The organism is Vibrio cionasavignyae, assembly GCF_050337155.1.
GTDB lineage: Bacteria > Pseudomonadota > Gammaproteobacteria > Enterobacterales > Vibrionaceae > Vibrio > Vibrio nomapromontoriensis.
The window spans coordinates 1-19827 of sequence record NZ_JAKJSR010000038.1 but is presented as its reverse complement, the minus strand read 5'-3'; the positions used below and the strand labels follow the sequence as shown (position 1 = coordinate 19827).

The 19827-nt window shown below is 41.3% G+C and carries 14 protein-coding genes; 11 read left to right on the top strand and 3 right to left on the bottom strand.

Annotated features, from left to right (window positions below; genetic code table 11):
- Positions 1–46: 46 nt before the first annotated feature.
- The 3 genes from tssE to tssG are packed head-to-tail and all read left to right on the top strand — an operon-like array spanning position 47 to position 3211.
- On the top strand, positions 47–457 hold the full coding sequence (gene tssE / locus L4D74_RS24085) for a type VI secretion system baseplate subunit TssE (RefSeq protein ID WP_265677214.1): 411 nt from the start codon (positions 47–49) through the stop codon (positions 455–457).
- Between the two features lie 10 nt (positions 458–467).
- On the top strand, positions 468–2216 hold the full coding sequence (gene tssF / locus L4D74_RS24080; RefSeq protein ID WP_265677213.1) for a type VI secretion system baseplate subunit TssF: 1749 nt from the start codon (positions 468–470) through the stop codon (positions 2214–2216).
- Positions 2213–3211, top strand: a complete 999-nt coding sequence (gene tssG / locus L4D74_RS24075; RefSeq protein ID WP_428754933.1) for a type VI secretion system baseplate subunit TssG — start codon at positions 2213–2215, stop codon at positions 3209–3211. The genes tssF and tssG overlap by 4 nt, the downstream gene beginning before the upstream one ends.
- A gap of 40 nt (positions 3212–3251) precedes the next feature.
- On the opposite strand, the gene L4D74_RS24070 is transcribed toward tssG, so the two are convergent.
- The 3 genes from L4D74_RS24070 to L4D74_RS24060 are packed head-to-tail and all read right to left on the bottom strand — an operon-like array spanning position 3252 to position 8467.
- The gene (locus L4D74_RS24070; protein ID WP_265677210.1) at positions 3252–3704 is read right to left on the bottom strand and encodes an Lrp/AsnC family transcriptional regulator; all 453 of its coding nucleotides are present in this window, start codon (positions 3702–3704) and stop codon (positions 3252–3254) included.
- Between the two features lie 29 nt (positions 3705–3733).
- The gene (gene tssM / locus L4D74_RS24065) at positions 3734–7126 is read right to left on the bottom strand and encodes a type VI secretion system membrane subunit TssM (protein ID WP_428754932.1); all 3393 of its coding nucleotides are present in this window, start codon (positions 7124–7126) and stop codon (positions 3734–3736) included.
- Positions 7127–7147: 21 nt separating this feature from the next.
- Positions 7148–8467, bottom strand: coding sequence for a type VI secretion system ImpA family N-terminal domain-containing protein (locus tag L4D74_RS24060; protein ID WP_265677207.1), 1320 nt, complete (start codon positions 8465–8467; stop codon positions 7148–7150).
- Positions 8468–9065: 598 nt separating this feature from the next.
- On the opposite strand from L4D74_RS24060, the gene L4D74_RS24055 reads away from it, so the two are divergent.
- The 8 genes from L4D74_RS24055 to L4D74_RS24020 all read left to right on the top strand — a co-directional run.
- Positions 9066–9668, top strand: coding sequence for a hypothetical protein (locus L4D74_RS24055; RefSeq protein ID WP_265677206.1), 603 nt, complete (start codon positions 9066–9068; stop codon positions 9666–9668).
- A gap of 9 nt (positions 9669–9677) precedes the next feature.
- The gene (locus L4D74_RS24050; protein ID WP_428754931.1) at positions 9678–11162 is read left to right on the top strand and encodes a type VI secretion system-associated FHA domain protein; all 1485 of its coding nucleotides are present in this window, start codon (positions 9678–9680) and stop codon (positions 11160–11162) included.
- Positions 11155–11655: a type VI secretion system lipoprotein TssJ gene (gene tssJ, locus L4D74_RS24045; RefSeq protein ID WP_265677190.1), complete on the top strand. Its 501-nt coding sequence runs from the start codon at positions 11155–11157 to the stop codon at positions 11653–11655. The genes L4D74_RS24050 and tssJ overlap by 8 nt, the downstream gene beginning before the upstream one ends.
- A gap of 11 nt (positions 11656–11666) precedes the next feature.
- A complete protein-coding gene (gene tssK, locus L4D74_RS24040; protein ID WP_428754930.1) occupies positions 11667–12992 on the top strand; it encodes a type VI secretion system baseplate subunit TssK in 1326 nt (441 codons plus the stop codon).
- Entirely contained in the window at positions 12989–13780 is a 792-nt protein-coding gene (icmH, locus tag L4D74_RS24035; RefSeq protein ID WP_265677169.1) for a type IVB secretion system protein IcmH/DotU, read from the top strand. The genes tssK and icmH overlap by 4 nt, the downstream gene beginning before the upstream one ends.
- A 359-nt stretch (positions 13781–14139) precedes the next feature.
- On the top strand, positions 14140–14589 hold the full coding sequence (locus L4D74_RS24030; RefSeq protein ID WP_265677168.1) for a hypothetical protein: 450 nt from the start codon (positions 14140–14142) through the stop codon (positions 14587–14589).
- Positions 14590–14606: 17 nt separating this feature from the next.
- Complete coding sequence (locus tag L4D74_RS24025) at positions 14607–18995, top strand: PAAR-like domain-containing protein (RefSeq protein ID WP_428754929.1); 4389 nt, start codon at positions 14607–14609, stop codon at positions 18993–18995.
- Positions 18996–19827: hypothetical protein (locus L4D74_RS24020; protein WP_428754928.1), on the top strand; the 832-nt coding region annotated here is incomplete at its 3' end.

Sequence of the window (19827 nt, the reverse complement as noted above, 5' to 3'; positions counted from 1 at the left end):
AGCAATAAGCAGCCAGTACTCTGGCTGCTTTTTCGTAGGGAAAAGTATGGAAAAAGGTTATCGGCTTTTAGAACGTATCGAACTGGATGAGCCAAAAAATTGCTATGAGAAGGTGGTATCGCATCGTCACCTGGTTGAGTCGATACATCTACATCTCGCTGATTTGCTCAATACTCACTCTGGCAACGCAATGATTGATAGTGAATATGGCTTACCAGATTTTAATGATGTTCTGTCGAATAATATTAACCTTGTTCGTCATATTCAGAAAAACATTACAACCACGATTGAAAGCTTCGAACCTCGGTTACGAAATGTCGAGGTGCATTACCGTGAAGACCATCATAACCCTCTGCAATTAGGTTTTGGAATTTGCGGCGAAGTTTTGCACAACGGCGGCAAAGTTCCGATGTCAATAGATGTCTATATGGGAACCGACGGTCAATTCAACGTTTAGCAGGTGTCACTTGAGTAGCAGCAAATATTTTCAAGATGAACTGACGTATCTACGTGAGTCAGGCAGTGAATTTGCCAAATACAATCCTAAGTTAACCAACTTTTTAGCAGAAGGCACTTTTGACCCAGATGTCGAACGCCTTTTGGAAGGTTTTGCGTTCTTGACTGGTCGAATCCGCGAAAAAATAGACGATGAACTGCCAGAATTGACTCAATCTATGATGACGTTACTTTGGCCTCATTATATGCGTTCAGTACCTTCAATGTGTATCAGCGAGTTAAAGCCTTATACCGGCAGTGTTACCGAGAAGACGGTTGTTAAGCGTGGTGCGGAAATGGCTAGCGAGCAGGTAGAGGGAACGCAATGCCAATTCAGGACTTGCTATGATGTGGATTTATATCCACTAAAAATCACAAATATTGAGCAAACAAACAGCCGCACGAGTTCCAGTATTGATGTTACGTTATCCACTGAGCATGGCTTAGAGTTGTCGAGAATTGGACTTGATACTTTGAGGTTACACCTTCATGGAGAAATACACATAACAAGAACGGTATTTCTTTGGTTATTTAGGTATCTTGATTATGTTGAGCTTGATGTTGGTGGAGGCTATAAACATAGATTAGGTCCCGAATTCGTGAAACCGGTGGGTTATGATGAGGAAGAATCACTACTACCGTACAGCAAGAAATCCTTTGCGGGCTATCGGCTATTACAAGAGTATTTCTCTTTGCCTGACAAGTTTATGTTCTTTGATATACATGGATTAAAGTGGCTAAGAGGCATTCCCCAACGCAGTACTGTTAAAATGAGTTTTCATTTTAAACGTGCGTTGCCATCTGAGCTAGTTCTAAAAAATAAACACTTACGTTTACATTGTACACCAGCGGTCAATTTGTTTGAAAAAGATGGTGATCCAATACGCCTCGAGCACCGAAGAAACGAATACAAAGTTCGACCACAAAGTACCAATCAAGAACATTATGAAGTGTATTCGATCAATACAGTGGAAAGTTGGAGTAAGGATGAGCGACGACGTAAGCCTCTCATTGAGTTTGAGTCATTTGAACATCATATCAATCAAAGAGACAAGCGCGAGTTTTACAAGTCGAAGGTAGGGGAGAGAGTCAGTGGTCGAGGGTTGGAGCGTTATATCTCTTTCCACACTCATAATGGTGATATAGCTGATTTAGGAACTGAAACGGTTTTGATGCAGCTACAGTGCAGTAATGCAGATTTAGCGGAACGCTTGTCGGTCGGCGATGTTATCTATACAACTCATAATTCCCCTGCTTATGCGACGTTTAAAAATATAACAAAACCAACACAATCTGTGAGCCCTCAAGTGAACGGTGAACTGCAGTGGCAGCTGATTGCGAATATGTCACTTAACTACTTGTCTCTGGCAAATATTGATGTTCTTAAGGTCCTACTATCGACATATGACTTCCATTCTCGAGTTGACCGTCAAGCGCACCGAGCATCTATTCATCGTCTTGACGGCATTATTTCTTCAGAGATGAAGCCCATTGATCGAGTGTTTCGGGGAGTATCTGTACGAGGAAACAAGTTCAAGTTGGTAACTAACTCAACATTTTTTGTCAATGAGGGTGATATGTTTTTGATGGCTAACGTACTCAATGAGTTTATTCGCCTTTATTCGAGCGTGAATTCTTTTACTGAGCTTGAAGTCTTCGATGAAGCAAGTGGTGAAAATTACCATTGGGTAAGCTTAGAAGGTCAGCAGACAATATTATGATTAACCAATTATCTGCCAGTACAAATGAGTTTAGCTTCTATCAGGCGGTTTCGTTACTTGAGAAATATTACCAGTTAGAATCCGGTACAGACTTTGTTGCTGTGGGTGAAAACAAGTACTTTTATCAAGAGAGAATTGAATTTAGTGTCTCACCAAACTTGTCGTTCCCAAAGAGTGATATGGATTATATCGCACATATGGAGCGAAATGGGCGGAACTACTCTCGGGTAGAAACGAACTTTCTTGGTTTACATGGTTCAAGCTCGCCCCTTCCAGCGACTTATACAGAGAAGCTTGCTGGAAGAGATCCTGAAGATAACCCAGTAAAAGACTTTTTCGACTTCTTCCATAACCGATACAACAGTTTGCTTTATCGAGTATGGAAGAAGTATCGGTACCATATTCAATATCAGAGTGGGGCGAGTGATCAATTTTCTGGGCGTGTGTTACATTTAGCGGGATTATCGAGTGTGATTCAAGAGTGTGACGTTGCTGAACTTGATCGTGCCAAAATTCTTTCGTATGTAAATCAGTTATCTACACGTACGCGATCACCAAAGTTGATTTCGGGTATTGTTGCCCATTACTTTTCATTGTCTAGTGTAAAGATTGAGGAGTGGGTATATAGAAGGGTAAACATTTCAGCGATACAGAGAAACAAACTCAATCGGTCAAATTGTCTGTTGGGTCAAAACTTACATTTAGGACAAAGCGTAGCGGATCTTAATGGTAAGTTTAACGTGTGTATCGACAACATAAATTTTGCCACGTTTAAACAGTTTTCTAATGGTGGGGAGCTACATAGAACACTTGTGGCGTTGATGCGGTTCATACTACGTGACCCAATGTCATGGGATCTCATGTTAACGGTCGATCTCGATAGCATACCAAAGAATATGCTTGGGCAAGGGAAAGGGAATAATTTAGGACAAACATTTTGGCTAGGAAAACCGTCTGCACAAGATGCGCAGATTAAAGTAATTGGTAGTATCTAATAAGCCGCTCATTTGAGCGGCTTATTATGCGAGCGACGGATCAGCGGCTAATCGGTTGGTGTAATACAACAGTAGTGTTTAGCGAGCGGATACCGACGAAAGATTCAATTTCATTACACAAATGGTGAATTGAGTGTAAATCAGGCGCTTCTATAAGCGCGATAATATCGTAAGAGCCGCCCACGATGCTGGTTAGGCGAACTTCAGGAAGTTCTTTGAGGGCATTACTTACCTCATTCTTTTTGCCTTTTTCGCATGAAATAAGTAAGTAGCTCGCTGCTTTGCGTCCTTCATTTTCAACTCGGATCTGAGCGGTGTAGCCTTTTATAATACCCGTTTTTTCGAGTCTGTTGATTCGTTCTGCGACGGCAGTCCGAGATAAACCAATGTTCCGAGATAGGTTGGCGATAGATTCGCGTCCATTTGATAAAAGATTCGAAAGAATTTTTCGGTCCAATTTGTCTAAGCCTTGTAAATTCATATTTGCCATCATGTGTTTTCTGCCTTGTTGTTTTTTTGTTTTTATATAGTTTCTGGAAGTGTGAAATTGTAAAGTTCCGCTAGAGTAAACGGATTTTTTTGGGTAAGAGGGGTGATACGTAGGCTCAAATCTCTACCCGAAACCTTGATGTCGCTGATGAAACTGCCGTTATGAGTGTTTGTTAGTGTTGAATCACCGAACAGGCGATATATAGCCCATTGACCACTCTTACTTAATACGTGCTGTTTGCCTTCATCTGTTACATCTTGGATTGTAATGCTGATATTAAAATCCCCATTTTGAGGAGGCCATTGAAGTTCACGAATTCTACTAGGTCCGTGATAGTAACTAATATCGACGTCGGCGATATTAACGCGTGCACGAATGGCACTTGAGTCAAGATCGAGGACTTTAGCGCTAAATGGGATGCTTACTCTGTTGGTGTTTTTGTTGATTAGAGTGTCTCGAATGACATTATAATTTCTTAACTGAACAAGAAGTTCTGGAGATAGTGGCATCGTTTGACCTTCAACTTCTTTTGGTTGCCACAAGTTTGTGTCGTAAAAGGGCGCGAAGTTTTTCTGAATAAAGGAATCGAGTAACCCACCTGTAGCAAATAACAATTCAAAGTCTTCAAGGGAAATCTCTTCACTTGATGTCAGGTTGAATGGGTATTTATTAAGTCCCAAATCTTTAAATTTAGTATAAATATTACTGTACCACAGCGTTTGTATTCCCTTAGACGATTCTGCGATCATGACAGACCAGCTTTGGTTTACAATGCCTAGGAGCCAGCTTTTTACGGGTTCAGGTGACTTTTGAGCGATTTGCTTTAATCGAATGATTGGATCGGTGTCAGTACTGTTCATTCGGTGTTGAGCTGCAGAAAGAGCTGCCATCTGAGGGTCTGGAGCATCTGCAATATTCTTCATGTAGGTGCGTACTTGACTGAGTGCAGCAATCGTTTCGTCCCACGGAGTAGGTGAATTAGGAGTTTCACTAATCTGTAATTGGTTTAACAAGTAAAAGGCTTGTTCCACTCTTTTTACCAGTAAGTAGTCTGGTTTAACGACTTCCTCTGTTATTGCTGATGCAGTATCAACGACCTCTTGCAATTTAGGGTTAACTTGTGACAAAAGAGCGCTGTTTTCTCCTACTGGAGAAAACTGAGTGTTGGTATAAACTTGTTTGAGGATTGTTGTCATCGGTGATGATGGTCCTGAAATAAGGTCAATGGCGTTCGTTAATTGCCCCACATCGTTATAACGGCGTACTTTTAGTTCACTGAGGGCGTTCCTCCAGTAACTAATGTAATCATCGGTATATTTTTTACGTACATCAGCTTTAAATGCTTCTTGCTCTTGTGGTGTTGGGATAACGTGATTTGATAAGCCAAGAACCCAGTTATCGCTGATCACTTGCTGAGACATGAGATCGACTCGCGGACGATAAAAGGTACTGAATCCTGTGGATGTGTAGATTTTATCGATGATCAAGCGGTCATTTTCTTGAGAATCGGTGAACACATTATTGAAATCGAATCCGACGACACGACTTAGGTCTAACCTACCTAAGTCAATACTATGAGCTTGCTGCAATAGACTTGCATAAACAAGATCAACATTGGAGTTTGCAAGTAAGTTTCGACGCGTCGCACGCACTATGTCCATATTAATTGGGACTGGCTCAAACTTGGTTCGGAAATACGCGTCTAAGTAGTTCATTGCTTCATTAATGACTTCAGGTTGGTCGCTCAAGTAAGTTAAGGTAGCGAGTGTTTGTTGACGAAGAAACTGCAGATCACGCTTAGATGGGTCTTTAAGCATTAAATACCCTTTTAAGAGTGGCAAAGCACGGTGAACTTCATCTTGATTTTGAGTTAATTGAATTCGGTAGCCTTTCTCAATTACTGGCATTAACTTTTGAGATACTTCATTAAGTAACGCTTGATATGCAATTTTGGTACTTTTATCTAAACGACTTACATTCATCGACACTAGTTCTTGGTCGAGTGCTTTCGTTCCAGTGAGCCAGGCGTTATACGAAGGTTGAACGGTATCATTGGCTTGCACGAGTAGCTTAGTAAACTCAATTTGCTCTTGGGTTACCTGTTCTTTATTTTCAATGCCGATTAATTGATTGATTACGCGAAGGTTGCTATCAAGTGTTGTAGCAAAGAAGTATCCACTTGCTACAAGTAAAACAAAGCACAGTGAAAAGGCAAGTCGGCTTTGCTTTTGAATTAAGCGAAGGTGAGTTTTATTTTCACCAGCAAAGTCACTTTCTGGCAATATTTTTGCGTCAATAAGGAATCGAGTGAAGTAGGGCGTTTCGGCTAACTGTGTGTGCTCAGAAGCAATAATTGGCAAATTAAAATAGCTACTGCAACTTTTAGCAAGTAAGTTGTACTTCCTCCCCCCTTGAAGACTCGAATTAAAGAAAATCTCTCTTAAATCTAGTGAATATGATCCGGTGTTTACTTGGCAAATTCGCTCTACAATTAAACTGATCTCCGCTTGGCACAATTCGAATTGCTTAGGGAAAGAGAGAATGGCTTGTTTCTCGCTAACGTCATTAGAGTGAGCGGAAGAGTCCAGAGCGTTAACTTCCATCACCTTAACTAGGTTACGGTAACTATCATTATAATACTCAGTGATAACGCCTTTCGCGTCTTTAAGAGGAATAGATAGAAACTCCACGTTTGTTTTCAAAGAGCTGAAATGTATGTATTCCTTAAAGCCTTCTAGTTTATCTAGTTTAGACATCATGAGGTACACAGGAAGCGCTGAAGAAGTTTTGTCATTAATAGACTTAAGGCGTTCGAGTAATGCACTTTGAATATAATCGAGCTGTTCAGGTTCAGAAACGATAAGACATTCGAAGTCGATAAAAAGCAGGCACCCAGCAAAAGGCTTTCTTGGTCTATGACGTATTATCTCTTCAATCAACCTATTCCATAATGACTCATCACTGCTTGATATATCTTGGAATACCAAACGGTGATCAGGTTTGATGTAAACGGCATGATCTGATTCGTACCATTCGAAGAAATCGTTCTTCGCTGTGCGATTTTTGTCTATTGGTTTAATGGCGTTAGAGTTGGTTAAAAATTGGCTTCGGCCCGACCCTTTATTGCCAATCAACAGATAAATAGGCTTTTTCCTTGCGCTGTCAAGAAGTGGTTTAATCACCATCGCAAGCGCTTCATCTTCAGTCTCCAACTTTTGAGTTGAGGTGCCGTTCCTCTTTTTGAACCAAAGAGTAATTTGAAAAATTGCGTATAAGAAAGCAATAGCACCTAAACCAAGCCAAAGATAAGGTTTTTGAGAGTTATCTAACCAGATAATATAAATGGCGATGATGAGTGCTGATAACAGCACTGCCACAGCGCTGGAAACAATCACTGGGTTTCTAAAGAGTTTGTGTTTGAACATAAGCCTTGGTTTCTATTTTGATTAGTTGTTTTTCTGTACGCCAATAGACGCTTGTAATTGATTAAGTTTATATAAGTACGTATTGAGAATTAAGATAGAGCGGTCAAGCTCATCTTGTTTTGCGTTTTTTTCTGCGTATTCAATTCGACCCAGAAGCGGGAATAAAGAGTTGCTATACTCGTATGCTTTAGCCGAATCGGAGTCAGAATTGTTTATTTTAACGTTGGCAAATGTGGTTCTTGCAGATGTAAAGCGATTAAGTAATGTTTGAAAATCTGATTCAAATTTAATCCGCTGACGAGTGAAACTTTCGTGTAGAAGTCGTGCTGATGATGAGTCAGGGTAAAGTACAATTAATTGTTCCGTGAGCGCAGAGATAGTGTTTACCTCACTGACTTTTATCGGGTCGGAAGCCCAATCTGTAAGCAGTAAGTCAAGCCGTTTAACAACAGCGCTTCTCAAGTCGCTAGAATAGATATGATTGTCGTAACCTAACGAGTCTAATACAGGTTTGAGTTCAGTTATGGACGCGTGCGCGATTTGATTTTCGAGCGATAAATAGGTGTGCTGTTTATGAGCAAAATGAGAGACTAACGCTATTACTATAATCCCTATCATTGAATAGATTGCCAGTCGTCCAGATGCGTGTTTACTAGGGTTAAGCTTTGCTTCCTCTTGCGGCTGTTTGGATGCACTCGAAGGGATGTCGATACTTACTCCAACAGGGGGCGATATAACCGGAACTGAGTGAACGGGTTTTTTTTTGCTTTGTTCTAATATCGCAATATCTCGAATCTTGCGTTCTTTCAGGTCCTCTATCCAACGTTTTAAAATGCGATGGATTCTACCTAGTGAAGGTGCTTTAATACCATAATGGAGGCGTAATTCTTCTTCAATACGAATGCAAAGCTGATGGCTAGCTTCAATTAAAGGAAGGTCATCTTGGGTCACATTTTTTTTCTGAATTCGTTTTTCTATGTTTTCTACCATCCATTCAATGGCACTAATCCGAGCGTTTGATTTTGAGTGTTCTGGAAAAGCACTAAACCAGTAAACAACGCAAAGATCGAGTAGCGAGCTTAACCCCTCAACTAAGCCTTTTAGCCCTTCATTCTGATTAGCTGCAACGGTGTAGTAGCAGCTGCACCGAAAATCCTTGCTATGTGATACGAGGATTTTCTTCGATAATGTTTGGACTAATTTCCACGAAGTGCGACCAGTTACCTTATTTAGGTTGTTTATTTGTTGCTTTATTTCGTTGAACTCTTCCAAATTGTTTGGGTTGATCCCGCTGGGCAAAGTTTCGTCGATAGGTCTTCTTGCGAAGTCGGTAAAAATCATGAATGTTGGTTCCAACTGAGTTCTTATTTATAATTTTGTCATTCTGCATATTCAGAATGCGCGATATTTTTAGTGATTTTTAGTGATTTTTATTTGATGAATTCTATCGGCAAAAAAATAAAATTAAATAACTATAAACTCGGCTAACAATTAAATTCAATTAATTGTGATGCTAATCTCAGTTTTGGATTTTATATTGATTTATAAATAAATTTATGAGTGTAATAATTTGTGAGCCCAGAATAAATTAGAATTATATATCGATACTTGTCTATTTTTGCAGTGGATAAAAAGTATGAGAAAGTGGAACGAAGATATCATTTTTTGGTTCTAAATATTAGTGAATTTTCTTTACCAGGCGAATCCTGTGTTGTTTGAAGAGCTTTCCTGAAATGTTGGCTTACGAGTTGATTACGGTACGTCATCCTTATTTTCGTAATGAAGAGAAGATTACAATGTTCATATCAGTAGGTATTTGACATTTATTGTTAGGTAATTTGACTTATTTGTTCGAGGTGGTTATTAGCGGGTTGAAAAAAAAGAGATACTTGTTATCTTTCCTCCAAATTGTACCAGGGGAACGACCTAGAGGAAGTAAATGCTAAAACCAATTAATGTCGGGCTGATTTCAGTTGTGTGCCTGTTTTCATCTTTTGCGGTTGCGAAAGGCGAACGATATGGCATTTCAGTGAATATGCTAGCAATTGAAAGTATGGAATACGATCAAGGTTCTAGCGGTCAAAAGGATTCTTTACGTTATGGAATCGTTCATACTCGTCCTATCGATAAAAATAACAACCGTTGGCGTTGGTGGTTAGGTTTTAATTATTTGAGTGAGCAAATAGAGGCACCTAGCAATGGTGTTTATCAAGAAGTCACGAACTATGAATTTCGCGTTGTTCCTCAGTTTGCCCTAGATTCATGGAGTATCTTTACACCTTATATCGGTGCTGGCCTTTCTGCTGGGTTTTCACAATACTCAAATCGATGGGAAGTAGACAAAGATGGGTATAAATATGGTAATCAGCTTGATGATGTTGAACAATTTGAGTTGGGCGCTGTAGCAACGATAGGTAGTGTGATCAAATTGGGTAGTAGCCCGGATGCGCATTTACAAATAATTCCACAAGTGTCTTACATTCATCCTGTCTACAATAGTGGCCTCGGCGGTGTTGAGCTGACAGTTTCACTCTTATTCTAGAGGCTTATAATGCGCTTAAATCAGCTCGTTCTATTTATTTCAAAGTGCCCAGAAGAATACGTAGGTGTTAAGCAGTTTGAAATGCCTGAAAGTGGTGGTTCAATTGGTCGCTCTGCTGGTTGTACTTTATCTCTCATAGACCATAACCGGTTTATTTCGGGTACTCATTGTTTAATTAGTGTTTACGGGGATACATTTTATATCAGTGATGTTAGCACTAATGGTATTTTAGTTAATGGTAACAAAATCCTAAAAAATCAACCTGTCTCGATTTGTGATGGCGATATTATATCAATGGGGCAGTACGAGATTAGTATCGCCCTAGAGCAAGTTGTAGCGACACAAGATATTGCATCTGATATTGCACCTGAACGAGACTCGACGGATCCATTAGTTAATCTGGGTGAAGTGGTTGTGGAAGAAAGCGTTCAGGTAGGCTCGCTTGAAGATATATTTATGGAAACAAAACTCGATGAAATCGAGAGCCATGACCCTGTCGCACACCTTCAGTTTTCTATGCATAGCGAAGATGACCATTTAATCAGCGATGAAAATAATCTTGAAAGCAGTCAGGTCAATTCGATTAATAATAGCCGCCAGATCGTAGACGATAGCCTAAGTATTCACTCTGAAATTGAGTTGTCGAGTCTAATCCCAGAAGATTGGATGGGAATGGAAAAATTGAAAACTCAGTTAGAACAGGATCAAGATAAACCAGATGGAGCGTTTATTCATCATCAAAATGCTTACTCGAGCGAAAAGGGCAAAGTAGAAGGAACGCATCCATCACTTGAAGGTGTAGGAAGTAAACCAAGCCAACTTAATGTTGGTGAAGACAGTCGCCAAAAGTGGGAAGAAGTAACGCAGCCGTTTGTACCTACAGCACAAGAACCCACTCCGCATAATGAAAAAGAGATTACGAGCAATCTTCAGGGAGAGTTGGGGAATGATAGTTCTCAAGACTTAGGTCAGTTTGTTGTTACGAAAGATTTAGCACAGGCGTTCTGCGAAGGGCTTGGTATTAATGAGGCTGATTTGATTAGTAAGGAACCTGAGTTTTTTAAACAGATGGGAACCTGTCTTCGCTTATGTATGGATAACTTACAAAAAGAACTTCGCGAAATTGAATTGATTAAAGATGAGCCAGAAAATATACAACAAGAGGCGAATCTAACTGAGCTAATGCTGATATTGAATAGTCAAGATTTACTGGCGCCTACAGAATTGATTGAACAAATATTAGATGAACTTCAAAAGCACCGAACCATTTATAGCAAAGCAGTTAGTGATTTACTCATCAAGCAATCAACTATAACGGATCCTATGCGATTTGAGGATGATTATGTTAAAGGCTCTATATTTACTACAAAATCGAAGTTGTGGTCAGAATATACTGAGTTTTACACACATAAGCGACGTCAGTTACATGAGACTTCGTTGCAAGGTCAAATTAAAGAAATATATAACAAATCAACTAAGGAAAGTCATGCGTAGTGTCGCCATATGTATTGGGGTTATATTGCTATCAGGTTGCTCGATGTGGGACCAATTTAAGGAGTCATCAGGTATTACACCTGAAACATCATCGATTGAATTAGTGATTGAAGCATCATCGAATCTCAACCAACGAGAGGGCGGTCAATCCTCCCCAGTGATCTTACGTGTGCACGAATTGACATCACCCGTTCTGTTTCGAAGTTTGGATTTTTTTGCTCTTTTTGAAAATGATAAAGCATCATTGGGGGATGAGTATATAAAGCGCTATGAATATCAATTGCAACCAGGTGATGTGGTCAGTGAAATGCTGGTGCTTGACCCATCGACAAGAGCGGTTGGGTTCTCGGTCGCATTTAGAGATATAAACGGCTCTTCATGGCGTCAAGTAGAAGTAATTGAAGAGAAAAGTGAGTACTTCCTGAGGCTTAAATTAGAAGATAGCAAATTGTCATCAAATAATACTCGCGGTATTGAACAAGTTTACTTTTAAAGGATAGATAGATGTCTTTATACAATCCAGTTGTTTGGCAAGATGGGATGTTCATGAAGCCTCAGCATTTTCAACAGTTAGATCGTTCTCAAAGTAAACTGTCAAATATGTTGAGTTCCTATAGTTCTCCTCTTCACTGGGGTATTAAACGGTTAGAGATTAATAACGAGCTGTTGGTTCTTGGAAAAATAGGCATTACTCGAGCTGAAGGGATTTTACAAGACCGCACACCATTCGACTTACCTTTGTTAGCCGAACTGCCAGAAGTGAAAGATGTCGATCCTGCTATCGCGGACAAAGTGGTGTACTTATGTTGTCCGTTACCCTCAGAGCGCTCGGAGCTATTTGGTTCAAAACAAAACGGTGCACGGTACAATATGGAGTCGCAAGAAGCGGTTGATGCTTGTTACGACTCTGAAGATATGGCGAGTATTATTGTTGGTAAACTTAGCTTTTGCTTGAAATATGACCATGAGGATAAAAGTGCTTATACTTCGATCCCTATTTTAAAGATTTCTGAAGTAAAGCCAGATGGAAGTGTCATCTTAGACGATAGCTTCATTCCAACCTGCGTCGATATTCATGCTTCCGTCGTTTTGAGCAAATTCGCGACAGAGTTTGCTTCTATGTTAAAGCACAGAGCCGAATCTATCGTGCAACGACTCGGTGTTGTTGATCAACAAGGTGTTTCTTCGGTGTCTGATTTTATGCTTTTGCAAGCATTAAACCGTTATGAGCCTTTGTTTTGGCACTTTGCGAGTGTTGATGGAGTACATCCTGAATCTTTGTATCGCGAGCTTGTGCAAGCGGAAGGAGAGTTATCAACCCTTTGTTCTGTATCTCGACGTCCTCAAGAGTTCACTAAATATAATCATGGTGATTTAACCTCGTGTCTATCGAGATCATTAGAAAGCGCTAAGATGACGCTGAGTGTGATGTCTGAGCAACGTGCAGTGCCACTGGCACTAACCGAACAAAAATATGGCATTCGCACAGCGGCCATTACTGATAGCAAATTAGTGGATAACACTACGTTTATTCTTGCGGTTAAAGCGGACGTTACTTTGGACGTTTTACACACGCAATTTATTAGCCAAACGAAGATTGGTTCGATTGATAATATTCGCGATTTGATTAACTTACAGCTTCCGGGTATCGAAATTAAACCTATGCCTGTCGTACCCCGATCACTTCCTTATCATGCTGGTTATACCTATTTCGAACTGGATAAAGCGTGTGAAGAGTGGGCTGCGCTTAAGAATGCCGCTGCTATTGCGGTTCATGTAGCCGGTGACTTCGCGAATTTATCACTGCAACTATGGGCAGTCCGTTTATGAGTTACGCAGAAACCGATGCGACGGTAGTGTTATTCCAACCTGAGCCAGGCAAGCCAATGGAGGTAATGCCTGCTCCAGATTTATCTCGCAACATCTCAGTGCGTAATTTGAACATTGAAAACATGGGTGTTAACCCACTTGTTGACCAATTTACTTGGCTGATCGCAAGCCTGTCATGTATGTCTTCTATCCCTTGGCTAGATGATCCGATGCCGTTTCGAGAACAAGTCGCGCGTGAAATACGAAAGGGTGAACGTAAACTTAACGATATGGAGCTTGATCGTGCATCGATTTTAGTTATTCGTTATTGCTTGTGTGCGGCAATGGATGAATCAGTGTGTCGACAAGAATGGGGTGCGAACAGTTACTGGAGCCAAAACAGTTTACTGTCTGAATTTCACAACGAAACGTCTGGCGGTGATAAGTTCTTTATCATTCTTGAACGTTTGAAGACAGATCCTAGGAAATACCGCCATGTGATAGAGTTTCTTTATTTGCTACTTCAATTGGGCTTTCAAGGTAAATATGGTCGGGAAGAACGTGGCAATGAGAAGTTAGCTGAGATCGGTAGCACAATTTATCGTTTGGTTCGTGATGATAGGTTAGCTGAACAAGAGAAAGTTTCTCTCGTTAATTTGAACGCTAAGTATCTAAAGAAGCCTCTAAAAAGAGTAGTGTCACCAAAGTTGATCCTTACTGTTAGTGGGGTCACACTTGCTCTTATGTACGCGGCTACGTATGTTTTGATTGATCTAAAATTTCAACAGTTGCTTGAAGTCTATCAATAGTAGAACGTATTTAAAATGGTGCCTTGTGCCAGACGCCTTTGGGCTGGTTTTTGTCGCTACTACCAATTTGATACCGCTTGTTCTGATTTTTATGCGACTTTTCGAGAATGACGTGAGCAGCGAGTGTATCCTAAAAATACAAAGCGTGACGCATATCTCGATTATTGATTTTCATGTTATTGGTGATTTATGCCTTATGGCTAACGCTATATTTATATTACCTAGTGTGATGGTCATAATAACTATAAGTTCATTGCAAACGAGGGGGAGAGTCGACGTATCTCAGATGGTTAGAAAAAGTGTCTTCTCTAACTTAATTGATATCATTGCTCGATATTTACATCAACGAAGTAATGCGCATGTATGAGCAACCAGAGCACACCCCAGAATTGAATTCACGTTTCGGGTGGGTGATCGAACTTCATCAGGACTTAAATAGAGTCAAAGTAGACTTTGAAAATAACCCTTTGGGTCAACCTATTTGGGCAAGTATCGGGCGAGCATTTACGATGTCTGATATTGAACTGGCGATTGACAACCAACTGGATTGTCGTATTGAGTTCTTCACTGGTGATATTAACCTTCCCATCCTCACTAATATCTACACCTCTTTGATTAGCAGTGAATGCCTTGTCTTTCGTTCAAAAAAAATGCAGATACAAGGTGAAGAAGAGGTTGTTATACGTTCTGGTGACGCTCAAATAACGATGACGGCGAAAAATAGTAGCATCAAGACGACTGCTAAAACGATTAATAGCACTGCTGAAAAAATGCAGAGAATTCAAGCCACCAAAATCACTTTAAATTAGCCAAGGAGTTATTACATATGGCAGTAACGATAGCCGCAAATGGGTTGAGTGTTGTTCACAAAGGCTCAGGAGGCGAAGCTAACGCAACGCTACCCGATGTTTGTTTGACGACAGTCGGCAAGCCAGTTGTTCCTATTCCATATGGCAATAATGCTAAATCGGCAGATTTAGCGGGTGGTTCAACCTCGGTCAGTGCAGATGGAGGTAATAGCATAGCGCTAAAAGGCAGTACGTTTTCAAAAAGTACGGGTGATGCAGGCGGCGATAAGAAAGGTATATCTTCCGGTACTATTGAAGCTGAAGCTGAGTTTATTTCTGCTTCGCCGGATGTGCTCATTGAAGGTAAAGGCGTCGCGCGCCTTTCTGACCAAATGACAATGAACGCGGCTAATACCATGTGTTTAGGGGGGGTACAAAACCCCTCGGTCAGTGTCGATGAAGATTTAGAAAGCACCGATGTGGTGGATGTGAGTGTACGTTACCCTAATGGACAACGGTTAACCAATGCCCAATATACACTAATGAATGAGCAAGGTGCGCCGGTGACTTCCGGCATTTTAGATGAGAATGGCAAAAGCACGACGGCGGAGCTAAAACCAGGAAAAGTCAAAATTGTTGCGCAAGAAAGCCAAGATGATTTTGTCGTCACGCCAATACGCAGAGAAAACCCTCGTTATTCAGAGTCAACGCCAGATGATGAATTTTTTGACATGGCAAGCAAGGGTGGGCGTGGCTTTTGGCAACCGACTAAAATTGATACGGTTGGTACCCCTTGGGGATGTATTGGCGCGTCCTTGAGTGAAGATCAATTCTTCCAAGATATGGTAGAAACCGAAATTAAGTTGCATTTCTGCCATTTTCATCCTGAAACTGCCTATGAGTTTGGTCAAACGTGTACCGCCATTATTGGCCACTTAAATCAGCCTTTACCCCATACGACAGAGGTGCTTTTGGCGTACACGCTTCCGATTGTATTAGAGGAGGGCGAAATACTCTCTGTGTTACTAAGACTGGCACCCCATGAAAATGCTGACCGAATGCTCGCGTATATGCGAGCACGTGGTAAGGGCAATCCACAAACTTACTTAAGCCGTTATGAATGGCAAGCGGCGCAAAAAACCATCAATGATGAATTCGAAGCTCTATTCGGTAAAATCAAAGCTCGACTCACCTTCTTACGTGATGAAGCCAGTAAGCTTCAATATGCGTATTTATCTGAAGATGTATTCGATAAGCATATTAATACGCTAAACGCTTATATGAAGGGATTACCAAAGTTAATTTCAGGAACGTTTACCAAACTTCAGACTAAAGCTTCACTTCTACTTGCTAACACAACCAATGTGCACGTCACTAAAGCGCCAGAAAATTTATATGCGACAGAAAATCGAGCCATACCCGCGGTAGTGAATACCACTCAATCGATTGATACGGTTGAGCCTTATATGAATGAAGTGGCTGGTGTGATTCAAAATGTGATCCCCATTTATCCGGTGCGCTATGGCTACGCGAACTTCTTTGGCGAGCTGATGCCAGCGCAAGCGCCACCGACCATGACTGATATGGTCGCCGCATCAGGGTTGAACGAAACGGGCGGTTATCTGCTTCGCTTACTCCGTGAAGGTTGGATATACATTAAGGAAGAAGGAGAAGACGAGGCGCAGCCGTTTCATATCTTTAAGTACGCTCAAACCGACACCCCAACGGGGGTGATTGAGAAGTTTGAGAAGTACTATTTTACCAATGAAGAAAACGCCCAAGATGGTTTAACGCTCGATACATCATCTGGCTCCACCTTCTATCCCTTTGCGTTCGTCACCGCAGAAACCAAGCACATATCCATTGCTTACTCTGAGCATGAATGGTCAGCTGCCATCATCGATAAGATGAACGATGATGAGGAGTTACGTGGAAAGTCTATGCAGCGGGTTGACCTAAGTGCACCGAACACGGAGTTCAGCCAAAAAGCCACACAAGATAACTTGAGTAAATTGGTTGAAGATTATCGTAATAACGATGAGAAGTGGTTGGCAGACAAAGACAGCGCCAAACCGATGCCCCATGGCCTTGATTTGGCCACCACCGCACTAAGTTATCACCTTGCGGCTGAAGGCATAGTAGAAACCATGCAAAAAAGCCATAGCGAGCATAAAGATGGTACGTTGGTGGCTTTGTTTGATCCTGTTGGTCGTCAGCGTGATATCTCCAAAGCCATCTCGAAAAATGTTGCTGAGCAGCAAGCCTATGTAAGTGTCAACCAATACCCTTTGACGATTGGTCAATACGCACAGTCGTGTCTTGAAAGCGATATTTTAGAAGTCAAAAAAGCAGCAGAGGAAAACCTTGATACGGAAAGGCTCCCAGTATTTTTGGCAGATTATCAAGATGAAATCAGCAACAAAAAGACAGAACGTAAGAAGTTGCTTGCTCTAATGAACTACTTTGTTGCAGATAAAGGCGCTGAAGATGAGGTTGGCTCGCTTACTTGCTATCTAAGACACTACTTTGATATTCGTCAGCAAGGCATTATCGATCCTGCTGCCGAGATGGGTAAACTGCTGCTCCTTCTTGGGTCGCTTTTTGAAGGCGTGACCGCAAGTGAAGAAGGTATTGAAAGCATGGATAGATGGGTTGGTGAAGCCTTTCATACAGAAGAACTCACCCCATTAGATAAGGTGTGGGGAATTGCTCTAAAAGCGATTCAGATAGTATTTCTTCAACCTCAAGAACAAATAAATTGGCACCATGCGGTTCCTCCAGTATTAACTTCTATAGGCAATTATTTAGCTCGTATACAAGCCGAGTTCACTTATGGCACTAAGTTACTGGGAAATTCTGGGTTAGAGTGTTTTTATAGATCAACCTTACCAACATTATTTGATGCCTTATTAGGAGTTCGGTTTACGGGGAATCGAGTCAACGTGGCGCTCGATGACATCGAAAACTTAATCGATAAACAAACAGGTCAAAAAAGCTCGATCAAATCAAACGTGCAATTTGGAGAAAAGCTTCTCAATTGGTCTGAAATGAAAGCAAACCAAGCAGAGCAACGTATTTTCGAATTGCTGGAAGCTGAGCCAACAGCATCAGCACCTGAATGGCTCAAAAAGATGGTCGATAAGCTCCCTACCAAAACACTTCTCCACTTCGCTCAAGAAAGTGCAGGCTTAGGACTGACCTATTGGTCGTACCAAGCAAATGTGAACACCATCAATGATCTTTTAGCTCAAACACAATTCGATACACTTGATCCCGTTAATGATGATAAAGAATATGTGTATCGTACGGTGAAAATGTTGTCTACGCTCGCGGCAATTACCGCAGACAGTATTACTCTTAGCCAGTATAGTGCTAAGGGAGTAAATGTTGCAGCACGTGGCACTGAGAGGGCACTTCTTGCTCTTCAAAAGCAGTTACCGAATATGAGTAAGCAGTTAGCTGAAAAGCTCGGAGTACGCAGTTTACAAGCTTACAGTCAGCGTCTAGATACGCGTCTAGCAGCAGCGCCGATAAAAGGACTTGTTGTAGGTGCAAACGTAGCAATGGCATTTATTTACTTCTGGGATGTTTTTACTAGTTATAGATCAGGCAATAAACAAGCTTCTCTGGGCTATCTGACTGGTGGCGTCTCCAGTCTATTGATTGCCCTTTCTGTCATCAAGGGCCCTGTTGGAGTCATATTATTAGTCGTTGGTCTTGCTGGCCTCCTATTTAGCGCATATCAAATCGACCGATTTGGCAAAAATAGTTTTGAAAACTTGCTCTACAGCTCTTTCTGGGGGACGAGTAAGTATTATCCATTTTGGAGTGATTTTAAAAAGCAAGAAGACATTGATACTGTTCAAGAGAGGATAGATGTTCTCACCGCTGTGGCATCTGATAACAACAAAGCAGTGACATCTGATAACATCAAATACTTTGATGCCGCATTGAACGTCGAGTCTCAGGAGTTTTTGAACTATTTCTACGCACCAAAACTCTCAATAGTGGATAACAGTATTCGTCCGTATGGTTCAGCGCCATATCGTTACAAGCTCAGTTATGTGTTCGTTTTGCCAGATTTTAAAATGAACATATCTCAATTGCATGGTTCGGTTTTTCGTGAACTGGATGACGCCAAATACGCGGCTTACTCAGTCCCAGATCCCGATAAGGCTATGACCGAAACCTTCAGGAGTGCATTGGCGGCGGCATTTGAAGATAGGACGTTATGTATCGCCAAAGAAGACGGCCTGCATGTCACGGTCAATGTCGAGTTTTCGCATCCAGCGCGTCTGATCTGGTGTTATGAACCGACACCAAACACCATTGTGCCAAAACGCTATTTAACCAACAGCGGCYACATAAGCACGAGTCAAATAGGTATGCTTGATGAAAAACCAAACTCAACACCTTGGGGRAARTAAATGAATCGCGGCTCTAGAGGAATATTCACAACCAAAGCGCAACCTTTTTCAAAATGGTGGGCGCAATTTCGAGCAGAAGTGATMGTCGTCCCGATGAAAGACCCGCTCGAACCSTTTATGACGGTCAATGACMATCTGTTGACGTTAAGGACTGGTTATCATACTCGCCGMAATACCATTGTCGTGCCATGGATGCTGATGCTAACCATATTAACCCTGTATTTTCTCTACGATTCCAGCCACAAATATGACTTTGAGTCTCAAAAGGCTCGAGCTGAGCGTATGATTGAAAGCTATAAAGAAGACAAAGCCAGATACATAAACCGCCTTTCAGATGCACAAAAGGAAGGAGATAAGAAAAAAGAAGATATTTATCGGCGCGGGATAGCTCTCGCAGATAATTCCATTAAAGGTYTCAGCATCTATTTTGAGCAAGACGGTAGTGTGACATTGTTTACTCATATGAGAGCGCTKAAGCAACTCGGAAAATTAGATAGCTTTCTCTCGACGACAGGCTTCCTTGCCCTGATGTGCACTTTATCTTTAGGAGCGTGGTTGCTTTTCTTACTCAAACCTCAAGACGCGGAAGTTTACTTTGATCGAAACCGGCAAATTGTCTACTCGTGGCGACATGGAAGGGTTGGAGCGGCATCATTTGACAAAATGGGGATATTAGAAAACCACCTTGGCTTAAATATCGTATTGCAATTTGAGAACAAAAACCAAACGGGCTACCGACCGATGGGGATAATGGGTATTGATATCGGTAAGCTTTCTTTTCATCGAGAAGGCGATATGACTTACCCATTAGCTCAAATCTTAGCGTTTATGG

Coding starts and splice junctions, on each gene's coding strand:
- tssE (WP_265677214.1), top strand. CDS start 47: ATGGAAAAAGGTTATCGGCTTTTAGAACGTATCGAACTGGATGAGCCA.
- tssG (WP_428754933.1), top strand. CDS start 2,213: ATGATTAACCAATTATCTGCCAGTACAAATGAGTTTAGCTTCTATCAG.
- L4D74_RS24070 (WP_265677210.1), bottom strand. CDS start 3,704: ATGATGGCAAATATGAATTTACAAGGCTTAGACAAATTGGACCGAAAA.
- tssM (WP_428754932.1), bottom strand. CDS start 7,126: ATGTTCAAACACAAACTCTTTAGAAACCCAGTGATTGTTTCCAGCGCT.
- L4D74_RS24060 (WP_265677207.1), bottom strand. CDS start 8,467: ATGATTTTTACCGACTTCGCAAGAAGACCTATCGACGAAACTTTGCCC.
- L4D74_RS24055 (WP_265677206.1), top strand. CDS start 9,066: ATGCTAAAACCAATTAATGTCGGGCTGATTTCAGTTGTGTGCCTGTTT.
- L4D74_RS24050 (WP_428754931.1), top strand. CDS start 9,678: ATGCGCTTAAATCAGCTCGTTCTATTTATTTCAAAGTGCCCAGAAGAA.
- tssJ (WP_265677190.1), top strand. CDS start 11,155: ATGCGTAGTGTCGCCATATGTATTGGGGTTATATTGCTATCAGGTTGC.
- tssK (WP_428754930.1), top strand. CDS start 11,667: ATGTCTTTATACAATCCAGTTGTTTGGCAAGATGGGATGTTCATGAAG.
- icmH (WP_265677169.1), top strand. CDS start 12,989: ATGAGTTACGCAGAAACCGATGCGACGGTAGTGTTATTCCAACCTGAG.
- L4D74_RS24030 (WP_265677168.1), top strand. CDS start 14,140: ATGTATGAGCAACCAGAGCACACCCCAGAATTGAATTCACGTTTCGGG.